Origin of the sequence: Affinirhizobium straminoryzae, assembly GCF_007004135.1 — a bacterium.
Classification (GTDB): domain Bacteria; phylum Pseudomonadota; class Alphaproteobacteria; order Rhizobiales; family Rhizobiaceae; genus Neorhizobium; species Neorhizobium straminoryzae.
In genome coordinates this window covers 86,098-101,695 of sequence record NZ_VJMG01000047.1, presented here as the reverse complement: position 1 = coordinate 101,695, position 15,598 = coordinate 86,098, and the positions used below count along the sequence as shown (strand labels likewise).

Sequence of the window (15,598 nt, the reverse complement as noted above, 5' to 3'; positions counted from 1 at the left end):
ACAAAAGGCGTCGCGCAAGCGGCGCCTTTTTGCATGGATCAAAACGCGCTGGAAATCATCTTGACGCCGGCGGTGCCGAAGACGAGCGCCATCAGCGCATCGAGCGGGCGGCGGGCACTCTGGTATAGTTTTCCAGCCCGCGCCGTCGAGAACAGCAGCGCATGGCCGAGAAACACGATCAGCCCGGTGAAAAGGCAGCCGGCCACCACCAGCGCCACGGAACCGGCCGAGGCGCCAGGCGGCAGGCCGACGGAAATTGTCGCCAGCCAGCCGAAAATGGATTTCGGGTTCGTGAGGTGGATGCCGTAGCCGGTCAGGAAGAGTTTTGACAGCCGCGTGTCTTTGCCGTTCTGTCGCAGTTCCGTCGTCGACGTTTGTCGTAGCGCGCCACGGCAGGCCTTGACGCCGAGATAGAGCAGATAGAGGCCGCCCAGCACCTTCAGGACCTGCAATACCTCGCCATATCGGGTCAGGATGGCGGAGAGGCCGAGGGCCGCTGCCATGGCCCAGGTGAAGGATCCGGCAAAGATGCCGAGCGCGATCACGATGGCCGGCTTTCGCCCCTGATTGATGGCGGTGCCGATGATGGCGATGTTTGCGGGGCCGGGGCTTATCACCGCAACCAGATAGATGAGATAGGCGGCGGTGATCTGCGGCAGGTGCGCGAGAAGGTCAGACATGGCTTAATTCCGGTTCGGCGTGCGCAAGCCTAGAGGAAAGCCTCATGACGTCACGCGACAAGATGTGATCGGACGCATCAGCAACCGTGATCCAACGCCCCGTCAGCGCGTGCGGTTGGCCACGAAGCGGGCCGTTTCGATCAGAATGGCAGCCTGGTCGCCATAGGGCGCCAGCAGCAGGATTGCTTCGCCGACCAGTTGGTCGAGCCGTTGTTCGGCCCAGTCGAGCCCGTGGCGGCCGACCAGCGTGGCCTTGCCGCGACCGGCATCCTTCCCCGTCGCCTTGCCCATGGTGGCCGCATCGGCGGTGATGTCGAGCACGTCGTCGGCAAGCTGGAAGGCAAGGCCGATGATTTCGCCGAAGCGCCTGAGGCGCTGGCGATCGGCGGTATCCGCGCCGGAAATGATCGCGCCCGCCTCGCAGGCAAAGCGCAGCAGCGCGCCCGTTTTCATCGCCTGCAGCATCACGATGCCGGCCTCGTCCGGCGCCTGTGTCTCGGCGGCGAGATCGAGAGCCTGGCCGCCGGCCATGCCGCCGAGGCCGGCCGCGCGCGACAAGGCCAGCACCAGTTGCACCTTGCGATCGTCAGAGAGCACCGTTTCCGGCGCGGTGATGATGTCGAAGGCATAGGTCAGCAGGCTGTCGCCGGCGAGGATGGCGGTCGCTTCCGTGAAGGCCTTGTGCACGGTCGGCTGGCCACGGCGCAGGTCGTCGTCGTCCATGGCCGGCAGGTCGTCATGCACCAGCGAATAGCTGTGCAGGCATTCGAGCGCTGCCCCGACGCGTGCGGCGGCAGCCATCGGACCATCGAAGAGGGCCGTTGACTGGGAAACCAGGAAGGGGCGCAACCGCTTGCCGCCATTCAGCGTTCCATGCCGCATGGCGGCCAGGAGTTCGGCAGGCCGCGTGATCTCGTCCGTCAGTGAGGGCTCTGCGAGCAGTGCGGAGAGCAGCGCCTCCGTCTCGTGGGCGGCCTGGCGCAGAAGGGTTTCGAAGGCGGTGGCGTCGATGGTCGTCATGGCGGGTTCATTGGCATGCATCCGTCTGGCTGGCAACGACGTTTTGCGCAAAACACGGCTGCTTTCGCCTGTGTCGGCTGGCCTTTGCCGGCATCAGCCGCTATGTAGCGGACGCAGAGGCAAAAACGAGCGGGACCCTTGGATCTCACACCCGAACGGCAGTCCGAACTGGAGGAGCCCTTGTCGAGGCCGACGTCGAGATCGGGGTCACGCTTCCCCTATGGCCGGGCGCTTCCCCGATGGGCAAGACGAACCATGGCTGCCGTGGTCGGCCTGCTGCTGCTGCCCTACGCACTGGTGCTTCTTTATGCGGTCCCCTTCACCCATCCCGTCTCCACCCTGATGCTGGCCGATCTTGCGCTCTTCAGGGGCTATGATCGCCGCTGGGTTGGCTTCGATGATATCGCGCCCATCCTCGTGCAGTCGGTGATGATGTCGGAGGATGGCCGTTTCTGCGCCCATGACGGCGTCGACTGGCCGCAGATGCGCGGCGTCATGCAGAACGCACTGGACGGGGAGGCCACCCGCGGCGCCAGCACCATTCCCATGCAGACGGCCAAGAACCTGTTTCTGTGGAACGGTCGGTCCTTTGTGCGCAAGGCGCTGGAACTGCCGCTTGCGCTCTGGGCGGATCTCGTCTGGTCCAAGCGGCGGATGATGGAAACCTATCTCAACGTGGCGGAATGGGGCCCCGGGATCTATGGCATCGAGGCGGCAGCCCGGCATCACTTCGGCGTCTCGGCCGCCCAGCTCAGCCGCCGGCAGGCCGCGCTGCTGGCGGTCGCGCTGCCCAATCCGATCACGCGGGTCGCCAGTCGACCCGGCCGCGGCATGCAGCGCCTTGCGAGCATCGTCGAACGACGCGCCAGAGCGTCTGGCGAATACATCAGATGCCTTTATGAGTGACAGCAGCATTTGTCACTGGTCGCAGACCCTGGCCCGCCGCTAGGATTGGCAGGAACATTGCTTAAGGGAAGGCCGCCATGGACAGACTGGTTCTCCATATCGCCAACAAGAATTACTCGTCCTGGTCGTTCCGGCCATGGATTGCCATGAAGGCCGCCGGCATCGATTTCGACGAGGTGCTGATCCCTTTTGATGACGATGCCAGCAACCCGCTGTTTCGCGAGATTTCGCCGACCGGCAAGGTGCCGGCGCTGCATCACGGCACCGTGCGGGTTTGGGAATCGCTGGCCATCATCGAATATGTCGCCGAACTCTTCCCCGAGTCCGGTCTGTGGCCGCAGGTGCGGGCAGATCGTGCCGTGGCCCGCGCGATTTCCATGGAAATGCTCTCGGGCTTTCGCGCGCTGCGCAATGCCTGCCCCATGAACATGCGTCGCCCGAAGGGTGCCATCGCAGTGTCCGATGCGGTGAGGGCGGATGTCGCCCGCATCGCCGAGATCTGGAGCGCCTGCACGGCTGCGTCCGGCGGCCCCTTCCTGTTCGGCACCTTTACCGCCGCCGACGCGATGTTCGCGCCCGTCGTCAATCGCCTTGATGTTTATGATTTCGCGGTTGACACGCCCGTTGCGACCTATATGCAGGCACTACAGGCGCATCCCGCCTGGATCGAATGGCGGGAGGCGGCGTTGAGGGAGACGTGGATCGTTCCGGCAGACGAGGCCTGATTCGCGCGGCCATTAAAAATTCCGTGCGGGGACTGGTCAAATCCCTGTGGGGCATGTATAAGCGCCCCCAATTTCCGAGATCGAGGCAGGTCCTGTACGGTCGAACCCGGCCGCGGATTTCGCTTTGCACGCCTATTTGGAGTAACGAGAATGGCAGTACCGAAGAGAAAAGTGAGCCCGTCCAAGCGCGGTATGCGCCGCTCGGCTGACGCCCTGAAGACCCCGACCTATGTCGAGGACAAGAACTCCGGCGAACTGCGCCGTCCGCATCACATCGACCTGAAGACGGGCATGTATCGCGGTCGCCAGGTTCTGACGCCGAAGGAAAGCGCATAATCCCATCCGGGATATTGCATGAGGAAGGCCGGCATTGACCGGCCTTTTTTGTTGCCTGCGATTTGCCGTCCCGGCCACCTTGGGGATCTCGACATCGCATGCAAGAGGGCCGCACCTGGCGGCCCCGCATATCTTCTCCGGCGCTTGCATCAGGATGTCCGGAACGACATTCCGCAAGGGCAGCAAGCCTCGTGCGGGCGATCAGGATCCCAGGCTGTCCAGCCGGGTCTGCAGCGCGCGCAGTTGCTCCTTCAGTTCATCGAGATCCTTGGCATCCGGTGCCTTCTTGGCCTCGCCGGCAGGTTGCGCCGGCGCGCTGAAGGGCGAAAACATCTGCATGGCCTGGCGGAACATGTCCGTGTTCCGGCGCACCTGTTCCTCCATCATCTGGATCGGAACCTGCAGGTTCTTGGTCAGCGGCGTATCACCAAAGGCGCGCGTCATGTGCTCGCGCATCTGCGTCTGCTGGTCGGCAAAGGTCTTCATCGAATGTTCGAGGAAGGTTGGCACCACCATCTGCATCTGGTCGCCGTAATAGGAGATCAGCTGGCGCAGGAAGGAGATCGGCAGAAGCGTGTTGCCGGTCTTGGACTCCTGCTCGAAGATGATCTGCGTCAGGACGGAATGGGTGATGTCCTCGCCGCTCTTGGCGTCCTGCACCACGAAATCCTCGCCCTTCTTCACCATCGTCGCCAGGTCTTCCAGTGTCACATAGGTGCTGGTGCCCGTATTGTAGAGGCGGCGGTTGGCATATTTCTTTATGACCACTTCGCCATCCGTTTTCGCCATGATTGCCTCCTGATCCCGTCAATATGGTTAGGTGATGTTTCACTCCCTCTGCAACCTTATGCGCAAACAAGCCGCACTGACAAATGAATTGTGCAATGCGGCAGCCCTCCAGGCCCGATCTGATACAATCGTCAGACTTCTGACAAAGCTCAATAAATTGCTACCATTGCCCGTTTGACTTGGACCTGAACCTTTGTCAGTCTCTGGGACAACAACCAGGAACAATGAGGAGATGCCCATGACACAGCCCTCGATCGTGATCGCTTCTGCCGCCCGAACTGCCGTCGGTTCGTTCAACGGCGCCTTCGGCAGCGTCGCCGCCCATGAACTGGGTGCGGCCGCCATCAAGGGGGTTCTGGAGCGCGCCGGCGTGGAGGCGTCCGAGGTGGACGAGGTGATCCTCGGCCAGGTGCTGCCGGCCGGCGAGGGGCAGAACCCGGCCCGTCAGGCGGCGATGAAGGCCGGCCTGCCGCAGGAGGCGACCGCCTGGGGCCTCAACCAGCTCTGCGGTTCCGGCCTGCGCGCGGTTGCGCTCGGCATGCAGCAGATCGCGCTCGGCGATGCGAAGATCATCGTGGCCGGCGGCCAGGAGTCCATGTCCATGGCGCCCCACAGCGCCCATCTTCGCAATGGCACCAAGATGGGTGACATGAAGATGATCGATACCATGATCAAGGATGGCCTGACCGATGCCTTCTACGGCTATCACATGGGCATCACCGCCGAAAACATTGCCCGCCAGTGGCAGTTGTCGCGCGACGAGCAGGACCAGTTCGCCGTCGCCTCGCAGAACAAGGCGGAAGCAGCCCAGAAAGCCGGGCGTTTCGCCGACGAGATCATCCCCTTCGTCCTGAAGGGGCGCAAGGGTGATGTCACGATCGACAAGGACGAATACATCCGCGAGGGAGCCACGCTCGACGGTATGGCGAAGCTGCGCCCCGCCTTCGACAAGGAAGGCACCGTGACGGCCGGCAATGCCTCCGGCATCAATGATGGCGCCGCTGCCGCGCTGCTGATGACCGAGGCGGAAGCGGTGCGCCGCGGCATCACGCCGCTCGTGCGCATCGTCTCCTGGGCAACGGCGGGCGTCGATCCGCAGATCATGGGCACGGGTCCGATCCCGGCCTCCCGCAAGGCGCTGGAAAAGGCAGGCTGGTCGGTTGGCGATCTGGATCTGGTCGAGGCCAACGAAGCATTCGCTGCCCAGGCCTGCGCCGTGAACAAGGACATGGGCTGGGATCCCGCGATCGTCAACGTCAACGGCGGGGCGATTGCCATCGGCCATCCGATCGGTGCCTCCGGCGCGCGCGTTCTCAACACGCTGGTGTTCGAGATGAAGCGGCGCGGCGCCAAGAAGGGCCTTGCTACGCTCTGCATCGGCGGTGGCATGGGCGTTGCCATGTGCTTCGAAGCCATGTGAGTGCGCTTTGGCACGGTGACGCGGAGTCGTCAGGCGGTTTCGCGTGCCCGTGCCTATCCAGCAGAGCTTGAAGCGCGCTGCCGAAGATCCATCGACTGCATCGCGCTTTAGTCTATCCGACCACGCCAGAAGGGCCGGGCGTCTTATCCGTGAAGGGGAGTGCAGCATGACGAGAGTGGCATTGGTATCCGGTGGCACGCGCGGAATTGGCGCGGCAATTTCGGTGGGTCTGAAGGCGGCAGGCTATAAGGTCGCCGCCAATTACGCGGGCAATGACGAGCGCGCCCGCGCCTTCCAGGGGGAGACGGGCATTGCCGTCTTCAAATGGGATGTGTCCTCCTACGAGGCCTGCGTCGAAGGCATTGCGAAGGTCGAGGCCGAGGTCGGACCTGTCGATGTTCTCGTCAACAATGCCGGCATCACGCGTGATGCGATGTTTCACAAGATGACGCCGCAGCAGTGGAACGAGGTGATCAGCACCAACCTGACCGGCCTTTTCAACATGACGCATCCGGTCTGGAGTGGCATGCGGGATCGCGGCTTTGGCCGTATCATCAGCATTTCCTCCATCAACGGTCAGAAGGGGCAGATGGGGCAGGCCAATTACTCCGCCGCCAAGGCCGGCGACATCGGCTTCACCAAGGCGCTTGCGCAGGAGGGGGCAGCCAAGAACATCACTGTCAATGCGATCTGCCCAGGCTATATCGCCACCGAAATGGTCATGGCCGTGCCGGAAAAGGTGATGAACGAGCGCATCCTGCCGCAGATTCCGGTGGGTCGCCTCGGCCAGCCGGAGGAGATTGCCCGTTGCGTCGTGTTCCTCGCCTCCGATGAGGCCGGTTTCATCACCGGCTCGACCATCACTGCCAATGGCGGCCAGTATTTCGTCTGACAGTCCGATCAAATCTGTTGGTCGCGCGAGGACGCCGGGGCAATGCTCCGGCGTTTGCATGTCCGCAAGCCCGGCAGGTGTGCAGTCGTGCTCAAAAAGAAGAGCCGGTGCGGCGGCACCGGCTCCTCGCGTTCCCAAGGGAGGGGTTAGCGGCAGCGTGCCTCATAGGTGCGGCCGTAACGATCGCGATAGACGCAGTAACCCTTGTGCTTCTGCGATTCGCCGATTGCTGCACCGACCAGGCCGCCAGCCACGGCACCAACGGCTGCGCCACCCCAGCTATTGGTGATCGCGCCACCCAGAACGGCACCCGTGCCGGCGCCGATGGCTGTGCCCTTTTCGGTGGTGGAGCACGAAGCGAGCATGCCAACGACGGCGGCCACTGCCAGAATCTTCTTCATGTCGGTTTCCTTCCCTCTGTCTGTGCGAATATTCGCAAGTTAAATTCTGCCCATCAGCAGCAGGATGATCAAGATGACGAGGACCAGCCCGAGGCCGCCCGACGGCCCATACCCCCAGCCACGGCTGTAGCCCCAGTTCGGAAGGGCGCCGACGAGCAGGAGGATGAGAATGATAAGGAGAACTGTTCCGAGCATGTGATGGTCTCCGCTGCATGAATTCCTTGATGGTGCGGCAAGAACGTGGCGCGGCCTTTTTGGTTCCAACGGGTTCCAGCCGCAAAATCATCGGCAAATCCTGACCGTTTCTCCCGATGAAACTCATGGATCCTGGCGGATGGTATCGTCGAGGCCTGGTCATGCATTTCACAAAATATATTTCGAAATCCAATGTATCCTGGTCAGTTCGTCAGGCGGGCTGATATATGAAGATGATGTACGGCGCCAGTTTTCGGGCGGCTCTGTAATGCGGACACTGTGGTTCGACTCGGGCTCCTTCGCTGTGATTCTTTGACGAACCTGCCCTGACCGTATCCGTATTGCTGTCGGCTGGAACAAAAGCTGAATCTACAGATGTGAGTGATTCGTCTCTGATTCGTTCTCACACTGTTCCGGGCTCGCCGGACGACGGACCGGGTCCGCCGCCTGCGGCGTGGACATGTCCGCTGTCAAAAAAAGGCGTTCCAGCCCTGCTTGTCGCTTGCCTTCCGGCGTTTGTGTCGCCATGTGTGGCGCAAGCTAGGTGCTTCTTGTACCGGCAGCGCCATGCAAAGTGCGGATAGTGCCTTGAATTCCAAGCCCATGATCTTGAGCGGTCGCGGCGTCACCGCGGTCCTCGGCCCGACCAACACCGGCAAGACGCATTTCGCCATCGAGCGAATGGTCGCACACGGGTCCGGCGTGATCGGCCTGCCGCTTCGCCTTCTGGCGCGCGAGGTCTACACGCGGGTGGTCGAACGGGTGGGGCCGCAGCATGTGGCGCTGGTGACGGGCGAGGAAAAGATCTCGCCGCCCGGCGCGCGCTTTTCCGTCTGTACCGTGGAAGCCATGCCGCGCGAGACCAGGGCCGCTTTCGTCGCGATCGATGAAGTGCAACTGGCTGGCGACCTGGAGCGTGGGCATATCTTTACCGACCGCATCCTGCATCTGCGGGGGCGCGAGGAAACTCTGCTGCTCGGCGCCGGCACCATGCGACCGATCCTGGAAAAGCTCCTGCCCGGCATCACCGTGGTGGAGCGGCCGCGTCTTTCGACGCTCTTCTATGCCGGCCAGAAGAAGATCACCCGACTGCCGCAGCGCTCGGCCATCGTCGCCTTTTCCGCAGATGAGGTCTATGCCATTGCCGAACTGATCCGCCGCCAGCGGGGCGGTGCCGCCGTCGTGCTGGGGGCGCTGAGCCCCCGCACCCGCAATGCGCAGGTGGGGCTCTATCAGGCGGGCGACGTTGAATATCTTGTTGCCACCGATGCGATCGGCATGGGGCTCAACCTCGATGTCGATCATGTGGCCTTTGCCCAGGATCGCAAGTTCGACGGTTATCAGTTCCGTAATCTCAACCCCGGTGAACTCGGCCAGATCGCCGGTCGCGCGGGTCGTCACCTGAAGGATGGAACCTTCGGCGTGACCGGGCAGGTCCAGCCTTTCGACGACGAGTTGGTGGAGCGCATCGAGACCCATCAGTTCGACCAGGTGAAGGTGCTGCAGTGGCGTTCGAAAGCGCTCGACTTTACCTCGATCCGCGACTTGCGCGCGAGTCTCGATGCGGCGCCCACTGTTGCGGGACTGACGCGCGCGCTGCCGGCGACCGACAGTCAGGCGCTGGATTATCTCTCCCGCTATCCGGAGGTTGTCGATCTCGCGACGACGTCCGAGCGGGTCGAAAAGCTCTGGGAAGCCTGCGCGCTTCCCGATTATCGGCGCATTACACCCGCCCAGCATGCTGATCTGATCTCCACGCTGTTCTTCGATCTCGTGCGTCATGGCACGGTGAACGAGAGCTTCATGGCCGAGCAGGTGCAGCGCGCGGACCGCACCGATGGCGAAATCGATACGCTTTCTGCGCGTATCGCCCAAATTCGGACTTGGACCTATGTTTCCAACCGTCCGGGCTGGCTGGCGCATCCGACACACTGGCAAGAAAAGACGCGAGAAATCGAGGACAGGTTGTCGGACGCGCTACATGAAAGGTTGACGAAACGCTTTGTTGATCGCAGGACATCTGTGCTCATGAAGCGCCTGAGAGAGAATGCGATGCTGGAAGCTGAAATCAGTGTGAATGGGGATGTCTTCGTCGAGGGGCATCACGTCGGTCAACTAGCCGGTTTCCGGTTTACGCCCGTATCCGGGGGTGACGGTCCGGACGCGAAGGCCGTTCAGGCGGCGGCCCAGAAGGCGCTTGCACTGGAATTCGAGGCGCGCGCCGCACGCCTCTATGCCTGCGGCAACAGCGATCTGGCGGTGGGTTCGGACGGTTTCGTGCGCTGGCTGGGTGAGCCGGTGGCGCGGCTTGCCGCCAGCGACCATATCATGCATCCGCGTCTCATCCTTCTGGCCGACGAGCAGCTCACCGGCAATGCGCGCGATCACGTCGCAGCGCGTCTGGAACGTTTCGTCAATCATCACGTCGCAACCGTTCTGAAGCCGCTCGACGACCTGTCGCGCGCCGAAGACCTGCAGGGTCTCGCCAAGGGTCTGGCCTTCCAGCTTGTTGAAAATCTGGGCGTCATGTTCCGTCGCGACGTGGCTGAAGAGGTCAAGACGCTCGATCAGGATGCGCGCGCCTCGCTGCGCCGCTATGGCATCCGCTTCGGCGCCTACCACATTTTCATGCCGGCTCTTCTGAAGCCCGCGCCGGCCGAACTCATCACCCTTCTCTGGGCGCTGAAGAACGACGGTCTCGACAAGCCTGGTTATGGCGATCTGATCCCGGCGCTTGCTGCCGGTCGCACCTCCGTCGTGACCGATCCGAGCTTCGAGCGCAACTTCTACAAGCTGGCCGGTTTCCGTTATCTCGGCAAGCGTGCCGTTCGCGTCGATATTCTGGAACGTCTGGCCGACCTCATCCGTCCGCTCCTGCAATGGAAGCCGGGTTCGCCCGCGCGCCCCGAAGGCGCCTATGACGGTCGCCGTTTCATGACGACGACGGCCATGCTGTCGATTCTCGGCGCGACGCCGGACGACATGGAGGAAATCCTGAAGGGTCTCGGCTACCGCGCCGATCAGGTGAAGGCGGAAGAGGTTCAGGCCTTCCTTGCCAGCCAGCAGCCGGCGCCGGCCGCTGCCGAAGGTGAAGAGGCGGTTGCTGCCGATCACGATGATGCCGATGCCGCATCGGAAGAAGCAGTGGCGGCCGATGGCGAGCAGGCGGCTGTCACCGCTACCGAGGCTGCGGCCCCGGTCGCCCAAGCGGTCGAGGGTTCTGCCGAAACAGCGGTTGCCGAGGAGCCGAAACCTGTCCTGCTGTGGCGTCCGGGTGGCGGTCGCAGCGACAACCAGCGCCAGGGCCGCGGCCATGGCGATCGTCGCGGCCATGGCGGCCGTCAGGGGCAGCCGGCAGAAGCGCGCGGACCCGAAGGTCGCAGCAGTGAAGGCCGCGGTGGCGAAGGCCGTGGAGAGGGTCGTCGTGACCATCGCCGCGGGGACGAGCGTGGCGAGCAGGGTGGACGTCCGAACCGCGAAGGTGGCCGTCCGGATCGCGGCGACCGCCGGCCAGAAGGCAAGGGCGACCGTCCGCCGCGCGGCGAACGCTCCGACCGCGGCGATCGCAATGATCGCGGCAAGATGACGCAGCCCGCCCGCTTCGAGGCAAAGCCACCGCGCAAGGAGAAGCCGGTGGATCCGGATTCGCCGTTTGCCAAGCTCGCTGCTCTCAAGGAGCAGATGAAGAAGTAGCCATGAACGAAAAGCCACCGGGAGATCAGCGTCAGCGCATCGACAAGTGGCTTTTCTTCACGCGCATCGTCAAATCCCGTGCGCTGGCGCAGGACCTGGTCGAGGCGGGCTTCGTGCAGGTCAACGGCCAGATCGTGCAGCAGTCAAGCCGCATGGTCAGGATCGGCGACGTCATCGAACTGAAGCTGGAACGGGGCGACCGGGTTCTGATCGTGCGGGCCCCCGGTGATCGGCGCGGCCCCTTCGCAGAGGCGCAAACGCTTTACGACGACCGCACGCCGCAGCAGGCGCCTCTCTCACCCTTTGAACGTGCCCAGCGCAAGCTGGGGCCGGGTTGAGCCGGTGACTGTGTCATGACGTCACGGGATGCTGGCGGCGCGCAATGCCCTGCCGCAGAAGTGCCGGCATGATTGGAACAGTCTGCCATTGCTGGGGCATAACAGGGATTGTTTGTCCTTGCTAAGCCTGCGCAAAGCCATTAGTCAAACTGGCAAAGCTGGGGGCTTGCGTGCGCCGGAAACATGGGTGCGCTGTCGGCCTTGCCCAGCGCCGCCCCGGTCGGCAGGCGTCTCCCGTCGCCGATGCCGACGACCGTGATGTCACTGGAGTGCCTCATGACGTATGTCGTGACCGACAATTGTATCCGCTGCAAATATACCGATTGCGTTGAAGTCTGCCCGGTCGATTGCTTCTATGAGGGTGAGAACTTCCTGGTTATCCATCCGGACGAATGCATTGATTGCGGCGTCTGCGAGCCGGAATGTCCTGCCGAGGCGATCAAGCCCGATACCGAGCCGGGCCTCGACAAGTGGCTGAAGCTGAATGCCGAGTTCGCCCAGATCTGGCCGAACATCACCGTCAAGCGCGATGCCCTGCCGGAAGCCAAGGAGATGGATGGCGTCGAAGGCAAGTACGAGCAGTATTTTTCGCCGGAGCCCGGCAAGGGCGACTGAGTCGGTCGACGGTCACGATTACGATTTGCTTAACGATTGGGCACGGTCGCAAGCGTTGCGCCCGTGCACCTGCGAAAGCAAATTATTGATTTCTGCCCATATTTGTGATAGGCATTGGGAACTGTTCCACAAAGTGGCATTCGCGTGCCCTAAAAACATCACGAAAGCAGTACAGCACCCAACGCGGTTCCCGTGACATGGTCAGTTATTGGACGTTGTCGTCGCCGCTTGCGGCAGGGTGTGGTTTTCGCGCGCGTTTAACCGGACCAGTATGGAGTCACCGACGGTTCCCCCGTCTCATCCGGGCCTGACTGACCCGGCCCCGGCCTGGGCGGTTGGGTGCGTAACAGGGAGTTTGTTAAACGAATGACGACCCAGCAGAAAAAATCTTCAGCGCGCCACGGTTTCAAGACCGGTGAAGCAATCGTGTACCCGGCGCATGGAGTTGGCACTATCACGGCCATTGAAGAACAGGAAGTGGCTGGCATGAAGCTCGAACTGTTCGTGATCGATTTCGAGAAGGACAAGATGCGCCTGAAGGTGCCGGTCGCCAAGGCCGTCAGCATCGGCATGCGCAAGCTGTCTGAAACCGATTTCGTCGAGCGTGCTCTGAAGGTTGTCCAGGGTAAGGCCCGCGTGAAGCGCACCATGTGGTCGCGCCGCGCCCAGGAATATGATGCCAAGATCAATTCCGGCGACCTGATTTCCATCGCGGAGGTCGTGCGCGATCTCTATCGTGCGGAAAACCAGCCAGAGCAGTCCTATTCCGAGCGACAGCTCTATGAGGCCGCGCTCGACCGCATGGCGCGCGAAATCGCCGCCGTCAACAAGATGTCGGAGACGGAGGCTGTGCGCCTGATCGAGACCAATCTTGCCAAGGGACCGAAGCGCAGCAAGGTTCTGGACGAGGAAGATTCGCACGAGGAAGCGGCCTGATACGCTCGCGCGTGGCCCACTGGTGAAAAAAGCCCGGCGAAAGCCGGGTTTTTTATTGGAACTTTTTTTGCATCGCGACGTTGACCCGCCGGTACGGCGAAGAGTGGCTTCAGAGGCGCTCTCGGGTGTGCCCGGTGGGGAAGGCGAAGTCTCTCCCCCGGTTCGATGAACGAGGGGAATGGAAAGTGATGTCACACGATGCGATCTGCCGGCGACAGGCCCTGTGGGCGGGCAAGCGGCAGATGTCTCTCTGGCATGGCTTTCCGTCTGGTCAACCAGTTTCATGGAGAGCGCGATGAATGCCATGTCCGCAGACCGTCATATGATCAAGATCGCCATGTCCGCGCCCTATCTGGCGCGCGAAGAAGAGCGTGATCTGGCCGTGCGGTGGAAAGATGACCAGGACCAGGACGCCCGCAACCAGATTGCTCTCGCCCATATGCGTCTCGTCATCGCCATGGCATCCAAGTTCCGCGGCTTTGGCCTGCCGATGAGCGACCTTGTACAGGAAGGCTATGTAGGGCTGCTGGAGGCGGCGGCAAGGTTCGAGCCTTCGCGCGATGTCCGTTTTTCGACCTATGCCAGCTGGTGGATCCGCGCCTCGATGCAGGACTATATCCTGCGCAACTGGTCGATCGTGCGCGGTGGCACGAGTTCGGCCCAGAAGGCGCTGTTCTTCAACCTGCGCCGGCTTCGCGCCAAGCTTGCTCGCGGCGGCACCAACATGACCTCCCAGGCCATTCATGAGGAAATCGCCACCGCGCTCGGTGTCAGCCTTTCCGATGTGCAGACCATGGATGCCCGCCTCTCCAGCAACGACGCCTCGCTGCAGGCGCCCACCATTGCCGGCGATGCCGACAGCGGCGAGCGCCTCGACATGCTGGAAAGCGATGAGCCGCTGCCGGATGAGCAGGTCTCCGGCATGATCGACGGCGAGCGCCGCATGAAATGGCTGCAGGGTGCGCTCACCAAGCTCAATGAACGCGAGAAGAAGATCATCCGCGCACGCCGCCTGACCGATGACGGTGCGACGCTGGAGGCGCTCGGTGCGGAACTCGGCATTTCCAAGGAGCGCGTGCGCCAGATCGAAAGCCGCGCCATCGAGAAGCTGAAATCCGCGCTCGTCAGCAACAATCCGCAGATGGCGGCCGCCTGCTGATCCAGTCGGTTATTCCGAGATGATTTTCACGCGCTGGCCGGGGCTGATCGTCGCCCCGGTGGAAAGCGCATTGATCAACCGGAACAGGTCGAGCTTGCGATCGGTGCCCATCATGCGCGCCGCCATGGTGGTGATCGTCTCTCCCGGCTGAACCGTCACGACGCGCACGCGCAGTGGCTTCAGCGCGGCGATTTCCTGCGGTGTCATGCGGCGGAAGGTCTGGCGCAGCGTGTTGGCTGTCGATTGCAGCGTGCTGCTTCCCTTCGGTACGGCCGTCAGGAAGCGGAAAATCTGCTTGTCGAGCCTGATCACGGTCACGTCGAAATCCCAGCGCTCGGCAGAGGCGCGTGCGGTTGCCGCCGGCAGACCGTTTATCGTGGTTTCCTGAACCGTGTCGGGCTGCAAGCCGGCCACCCAGCCGCTCGTCAGATAATTGGCAAGGCTCGACACGTCGCCCGCCTGAACGCCATCGAAGCGGATCGCCGTTTCATCCGGTCCCGTGGCGAGTACCGCTTCTACCTTGTTGTCGATCCGGAATCCTTCCGGCACGTCGAAGCGAATACCGAGACCGGCATGCAGGAATGTTTCGTTGCGAACATAGCCCTCGTCAGGGCTGTCGCCGTAGAGCAGGCCGTCAATTCCCGTCAGGTAATAGTCGCGCCCCTTGTCGCCCACTGTCCCTTCCTGACCGAAGGCGCGGGCGTGCTGGCGCGCGAGATCCACGCGCTGCGGCGCGCTCGGATGGCTGGAGAGGAAGTCGAGGCTCTGGTCCGTTTCCGGATCGACCGCGGAGAAGCGCGCATAGGCGGCCATGGAATCGAGGAAGCGGGCGGCGGCGAAGGGATCATAGCCTGCTTCGCCCAGCATGCGCACGCCGATCACGTCGGCCTGCAGCTCCTGCTGGCGTGAGAAGGCGGCAAGGCGCAGCTTGCCGCGGGCAAGCGCCTGCTTGCCGGCGAGATCGCTGGAGAGGACCTCGGCCACCACGCGACTGGCTATCACCTCCGCCTCTTCGCGCTTCTGCCGCTCGATACCGTGATTGGCCGTGACATGTGCCATTTCGTGGCTGAGCACGGCAGCCACTTCGGACGCGTCATTGGCCAGCGCCAAAAGGCCGCGCGTGACATAGAGATAGCCGCCCGGCAGGGCAAAGGCGTTGATCGCCGGCGAATTCAGGATGGTGATGCGATAGGACTGGTTCGGATTTTCCGACACGGCGGTCAGCGCGCCGGCAATGCGGGCCACCAGCCGTTCGGTCTTGGCGTCGTGATACTCGCCGCCATAGCTCGCAACAATGCGCGGATGCTCGCGCGCACCCATCTGGGCGCGCGGATCGTTCTTCTGCACCTCATCAACGATCTGCGGATTGGAGGATGGCTTGACGCTCGATTCGTAGGTCTGGTCGATCACCGACTGGCAGCCGGACAAAAGAGCCGTGCCCGCCAGCGCCAGCATGGCCATACGGCTTTTCAACGCGGGCATGCGCCGGCTTG

17 protein-coding genes are annotated in these 15,598 nt (G+C 62.7%); 10 read left to right on the top strand and 7 right to left on the bottom strand.

Going from position 1 to position 15,598, the window contains the following annotated elements; genetic code table 11:
- Window positions 1–38 precede the first annotated feature (38 nt).
- Both FNA46_RS16465 and FNA46_RS16460 read right to left on the bottom strand, forming a co-directional pair.
- Window positions 39–680 (bottom strand): LysE family translocator, encoded by a 642-nt coding sequence (locus FNA46_RS16465; protein WP_143126291.1) that lies wholly within the window; start codon window positions 678–680, stop codon window positions 39–41.
- Between the two features lie 102 nt (window positions 681–782).
- The gene (locus tag FNA46_RS16460; RefSeq protein ID WP_425468769.1) at window positions 783–1,700 is read right to left on the bottom strand and encodes a polyprenyl synthetase family protein; all 918 of its coding nucleotides are present in this window, start codon (window positions 1,698–1,700) and stop codon (window positions 783–785) included.
- Window positions 1,701–1,838: 138 nt separating this feature from the next.
- Here FNA46_RS16460 and mtgA point away from each other — a divergent pair, with 138 nt between their 5' ends.
- From mtgA to rpmF, 3 genes are all read left to right on the top strand, one after another.
- On the top strand, window positions 1,839–2,606 hold the full coding sequence (mtgA, locus tag FNA46_RS16455; RefSeq protein WP_143126290.1) for a monofunctional biosynthetic peptidoglycan transglycosylase: 768 nt from the start codon (window positions 1,839–1,841) through the stop codon (window positions 2,604–2,606).
- A gap of 77 nt (window positions 2,607–2,683) precedes the next feature.
- Window positions 2,684–3,331 carry a glutathione S-transferase family protein gene (locus FNA46_RS16450; RefSeq protein ID WP_143126289.1) on the top strand — a complete coding sequence of 216 codons (648 nt, stop codon included), beginning with the start codon at window positions 2,684–2,686 and terminating at the stop codon, window positions 3,329–3,331.
- A 150-nt stretch (window positions 3,332–3,481) separates the two neighbouring features.
- On the top strand, window positions 3,482–3,667 hold the full coding sequence (gene rpmF / locus FNA46_RS16445; protein WP_092999643.1) for a 50S ribosomal protein L32: 186 nt from the start codon (window positions 3,482–3,484) through the stop codon (window positions 3,665–3,667).
- Window positions 3,668–3,868: 201 nt separating this feature from the next.
- Here the strand turns inward: rpmF and phaR are convergent, their stop codons facing one another.
- Window positions 3,869–4,456, bottom strand: a complete 588-nt coding sequence (gene phaR, locus FNA46_RS16440) for a polyhydroxyalkanoate synthesis repressor PhaR (RefSeq protein ID WP_143126288.1) — start codon at window positions 4,454–4,456, stop codon at window positions 3,869–3,871.
- A gap of 238 nt (window positions 4,457–4,694) precedes the next feature.
- Between phaR and FNA46_RS16435 the strand changes: the two genes are divergently transcribed.
- The gene (locus tag FNA46_RS16435) at window positions 4,695–5,876 is read left to right on the top strand and encodes an acetyl-CoA C-acetyltransferase (RefSeq protein WP_143126287.1); all 1,182 of its coding nucleotides are present in this window, start codon (window positions 4,695–4,697) and stop codon (window positions 5,874–5,876) included.
- Window positions 5,877–6,042: 166 nt separating this feature from the next.
- Complete coding sequence (gene phbB, locus FNA46_RS16430) at window positions 6,043–6,768, top strand: beta-ketoacyl-ACP reductase (RefSeq protein WP_143126286.1); 726 nt, start codon at window positions 6,043–6,045, stop codon at window positions 6,766–6,768.
- Between the two features lie 146 nt (window positions 6,769–6,914).
- Here the strand turns inward: phbB and FNA46_RS16425 are convergent, their stop codons facing one another.
- Both FNA46_RS16425 and FNA46_RS16420 read right to left on the bottom strand, forming a co-directional pair.
- The gene (locus tag FNA46_RS16425) at window positions 6,915–7,169 is read right to left on the bottom strand and encodes a YMGG-like glycine zipper-containing protein (protein WP_143126285.1); all 255 of its coding nucleotides are present in this window, start codon (window positions 7,167–7,169) and stop codon (window positions 6,915–6,917) included.
- Between the two features lie 39 nt (window positions 7,170–7,208).
- Entirely contained in the window at window positions 7,209–7,364 is a 156-nt protein-coding gene (locus FNA46_RS16420) for a DUF3309 family protein (protein WP_143126284.1), read from the bottom strand.
- A 567-nt stretch (window positions 7,365–7,931) separates the two neighbouring features.
- Here FNA46_RS16420 and FNA46_RS16415 point away from each other — a divergent pair.
- Complete coding sequence (locus FNA46_RS16415; protein ID WP_143126283.1) at window positions 7,932–11,057, top strand: helicase-related protein; 3,126 nt, start codon at window positions 7,932–7,934, stop codon at window positions 11,055–11,057.
- A 2-nt stretch (window positions 11,058–11,059) separates the two neighbouring features.
- Complete coding sequence (locus FNA46_RS16410) at window positions 11,060–11,395, top strand: RNA-binding S4 domain-containing protein (RefSeq protein WP_143126282.1); 336 nt, start codon at window positions 11,060–11,062, stop codon at window positions 11,393–11,395.
- Between the two features lie 140 nt (window positions 11,396–11,535).
- Here the strand turns inward: FNA46_RS16410 and FNA46_RS26105 are convergent, their stop codons facing one another.
- Complete coding sequence (locus FNA46_RS26105; RefSeq protein WP_185969883.1) at window positions 11,536–11,673, bottom strand: hypothetical protein; 138 nt, start codon at window positions 11,671–11,673, stop codon at window positions 11,536–11,538.
- On the opposite strand from FNA46_RS26105, the gene fdxA reads away from it, so the two are divergent.
- From fdxA to FNA46_RS16395, 3 genes are all read left to right on the top strand, one after another.
- Complete coding sequence (gene fdxA, locus FNA46_RS16405) at window positions 11,672–12,010, top strand: ferredoxin FdxA (RefSeq protein ID WP_143126281.1); 339 nt, start codon at window positions 11,672–11,674, stop codon at window positions 12,008–12,010. The genes FNA46_RS26105 and fdxA overlap by 2 nt on opposite strands.
- A gap of 366 nt (window positions 12,011–12,376) precedes the next feature.
- The gene (locus tag FNA46_RS16400) at window positions 12,377–12,946 is read left to right on the top strand and encodes a CarD family transcriptional regulator (protein WP_143126280.1); all 570 of its coding nucleotides are present in this window, start codon (window positions 12,377–12,379) and stop codon (window positions 12,944–12,946) included.
- A gap of 295 nt (window positions 12,947–13,241) precedes the next feature.
- Entirely contained in the window at window positions 13,242–14,105 is an 864-nt protein-coding gene (locus tag FNA46_RS16395; protein WP_143126279.1) for an RNA polymerase factor sigma-32, read from the top strand.
- Window positions 14,106–14,114: 9 nt separating this feature from the next.
- On the opposite strand, the gene FNA46_RS16390 is transcribed toward FNA46_RS16395, so the two are convergent.
- Window positions 14,115–15,587 (bottom strand): M48 family metalloprotease, encoded by a 1,473-nt coding sequence (locus FNA46_RS16390; protein ID WP_143126278.1) that lies wholly within the window; start codon window positions 15,585–15,587, stop codon window positions 14,115–14,117.
- Window positions 15,588–15,598: the final 11 nt, after the last annotated feature.

What these genes read in the sequence shown, in the direction of transcription:
- FNA46_RS16465 (WP_143126291.1), bottom strand. Translation starts at nt 680, where the DNA reads ATGTCTGACCTTCTCGCGCACCTGCCGCAGATCACCGCCGCCTATCTC.
- FNA46_RS16460 (WP_425468769.1), bottom strand. Translation starts at nt 1,700, where the DNA reads ATGACGACCATCGACGCCACCGCCTTCGAAACCCTTCTGCGCCAGGCC.
- FNA46_RS16450 (WP_143126289.1), top strand. Translation starts at nt 2,684, where the DNA reads ATGGACAGACTGGTTCTCCATATCGCCAACAAGAATTACTCGTCCTGG.
- rpmF (WP_092999643.1), top strand. Translation starts at nt 3,482, where the DNA reads ATGGCAGTACCGAAGAGAAAAGTGAGCCCGTCCAAGCGCGGTATGCGC.
- phaR (WP_143126288.1), bottom strand. Translation starts at nt 4,456, where the DNA reads ATGGCGAAAACGGATGGCGAAGTGGTCATAAAGAAATATGCCAACCGC.
- FNA46_RS16435 (WP_143126287.1), top strand. Translation starts at nt 4,695, where the DNA reads ATGACACAGCCCTCGATCGTGATCGCTTCTGCCGCCCGAACTGCCGTC.
- phbB (WP_143126286.1), top strand. Translation starts at nt 6,043, where the DNA reads ATGACGAGAGTGGCATTGGTATCCGGTGGCACGCGCGGAATTGGCGCG.
- FNA46_RS16425 (WP_143126285.1), bottom strand. Translation starts at nt 7,169, where the DNA reads ATGAAGAAGATTCTGGCAGTGGCCGCCGTCGTTGGCATGCTCGCTTCG.
- FNA46_RS16420 (WP_143126284.1), bottom strand. Translation starts at nt 7,364, where the DNA reads ATGCTCGGAACAGTTCTCCTTATCATTCTCATCCTCCTGCTCGTCGGC.
- FNA46_RS16415 (WP_143126283.1), top strand. Translation starts at nt 7,932, where the DNA reads ATGCAAAGTGCGGATAGTGCCTTGAATTCCAAGCCCATGATCTTGAGC.
- FNA46_RS16410 (WP_143126282.1), top strand. Translation starts at nt 11,060, where the DNA reads ATGAACGAAAAGCCACCGGGAGATCAGCGTCAGCGCATCGACAAGTGG.
- fdxA (WP_143126281.1), top strand. Translation starts at nt 11,672, where the DNA reads ATGACGTATGTCGTGACCGACAATTGTATCCGCTGCAAATATACCGAT.
- FNA46_RS26105 (WP_185969883.1), bottom strand. Translation starts at nt 11,673, where the DNA reads ATGAGGCACTCCAGTGACATCACGGTCGTCGGCATCGGCGACGGGAGA.
- FNA46_RS16400 (WP_143126280.1), top strand. Translation starts at nt 12,377, where the DNA reads ATGACGACCCAGCAGAAAAAATCTTCAGCGCGCCACGGTTTCAAGACC.
- FNA46_RS16395 (WP_143126279.1), top strand. Translation starts at nt 13,242, where the DNA reads ATGAATGCCATGTCCGCAGACCGTCATATGATCAAGATCGCCATGTCC.
- FNA46_RS16390 (WP_143126278.1), bottom strand. Translation starts at nt 15,587, where the DNA reads ATGCCCGCGTTGAAAAGCCGTATGGCCATGCTGGCGCTGGCGGGCACG.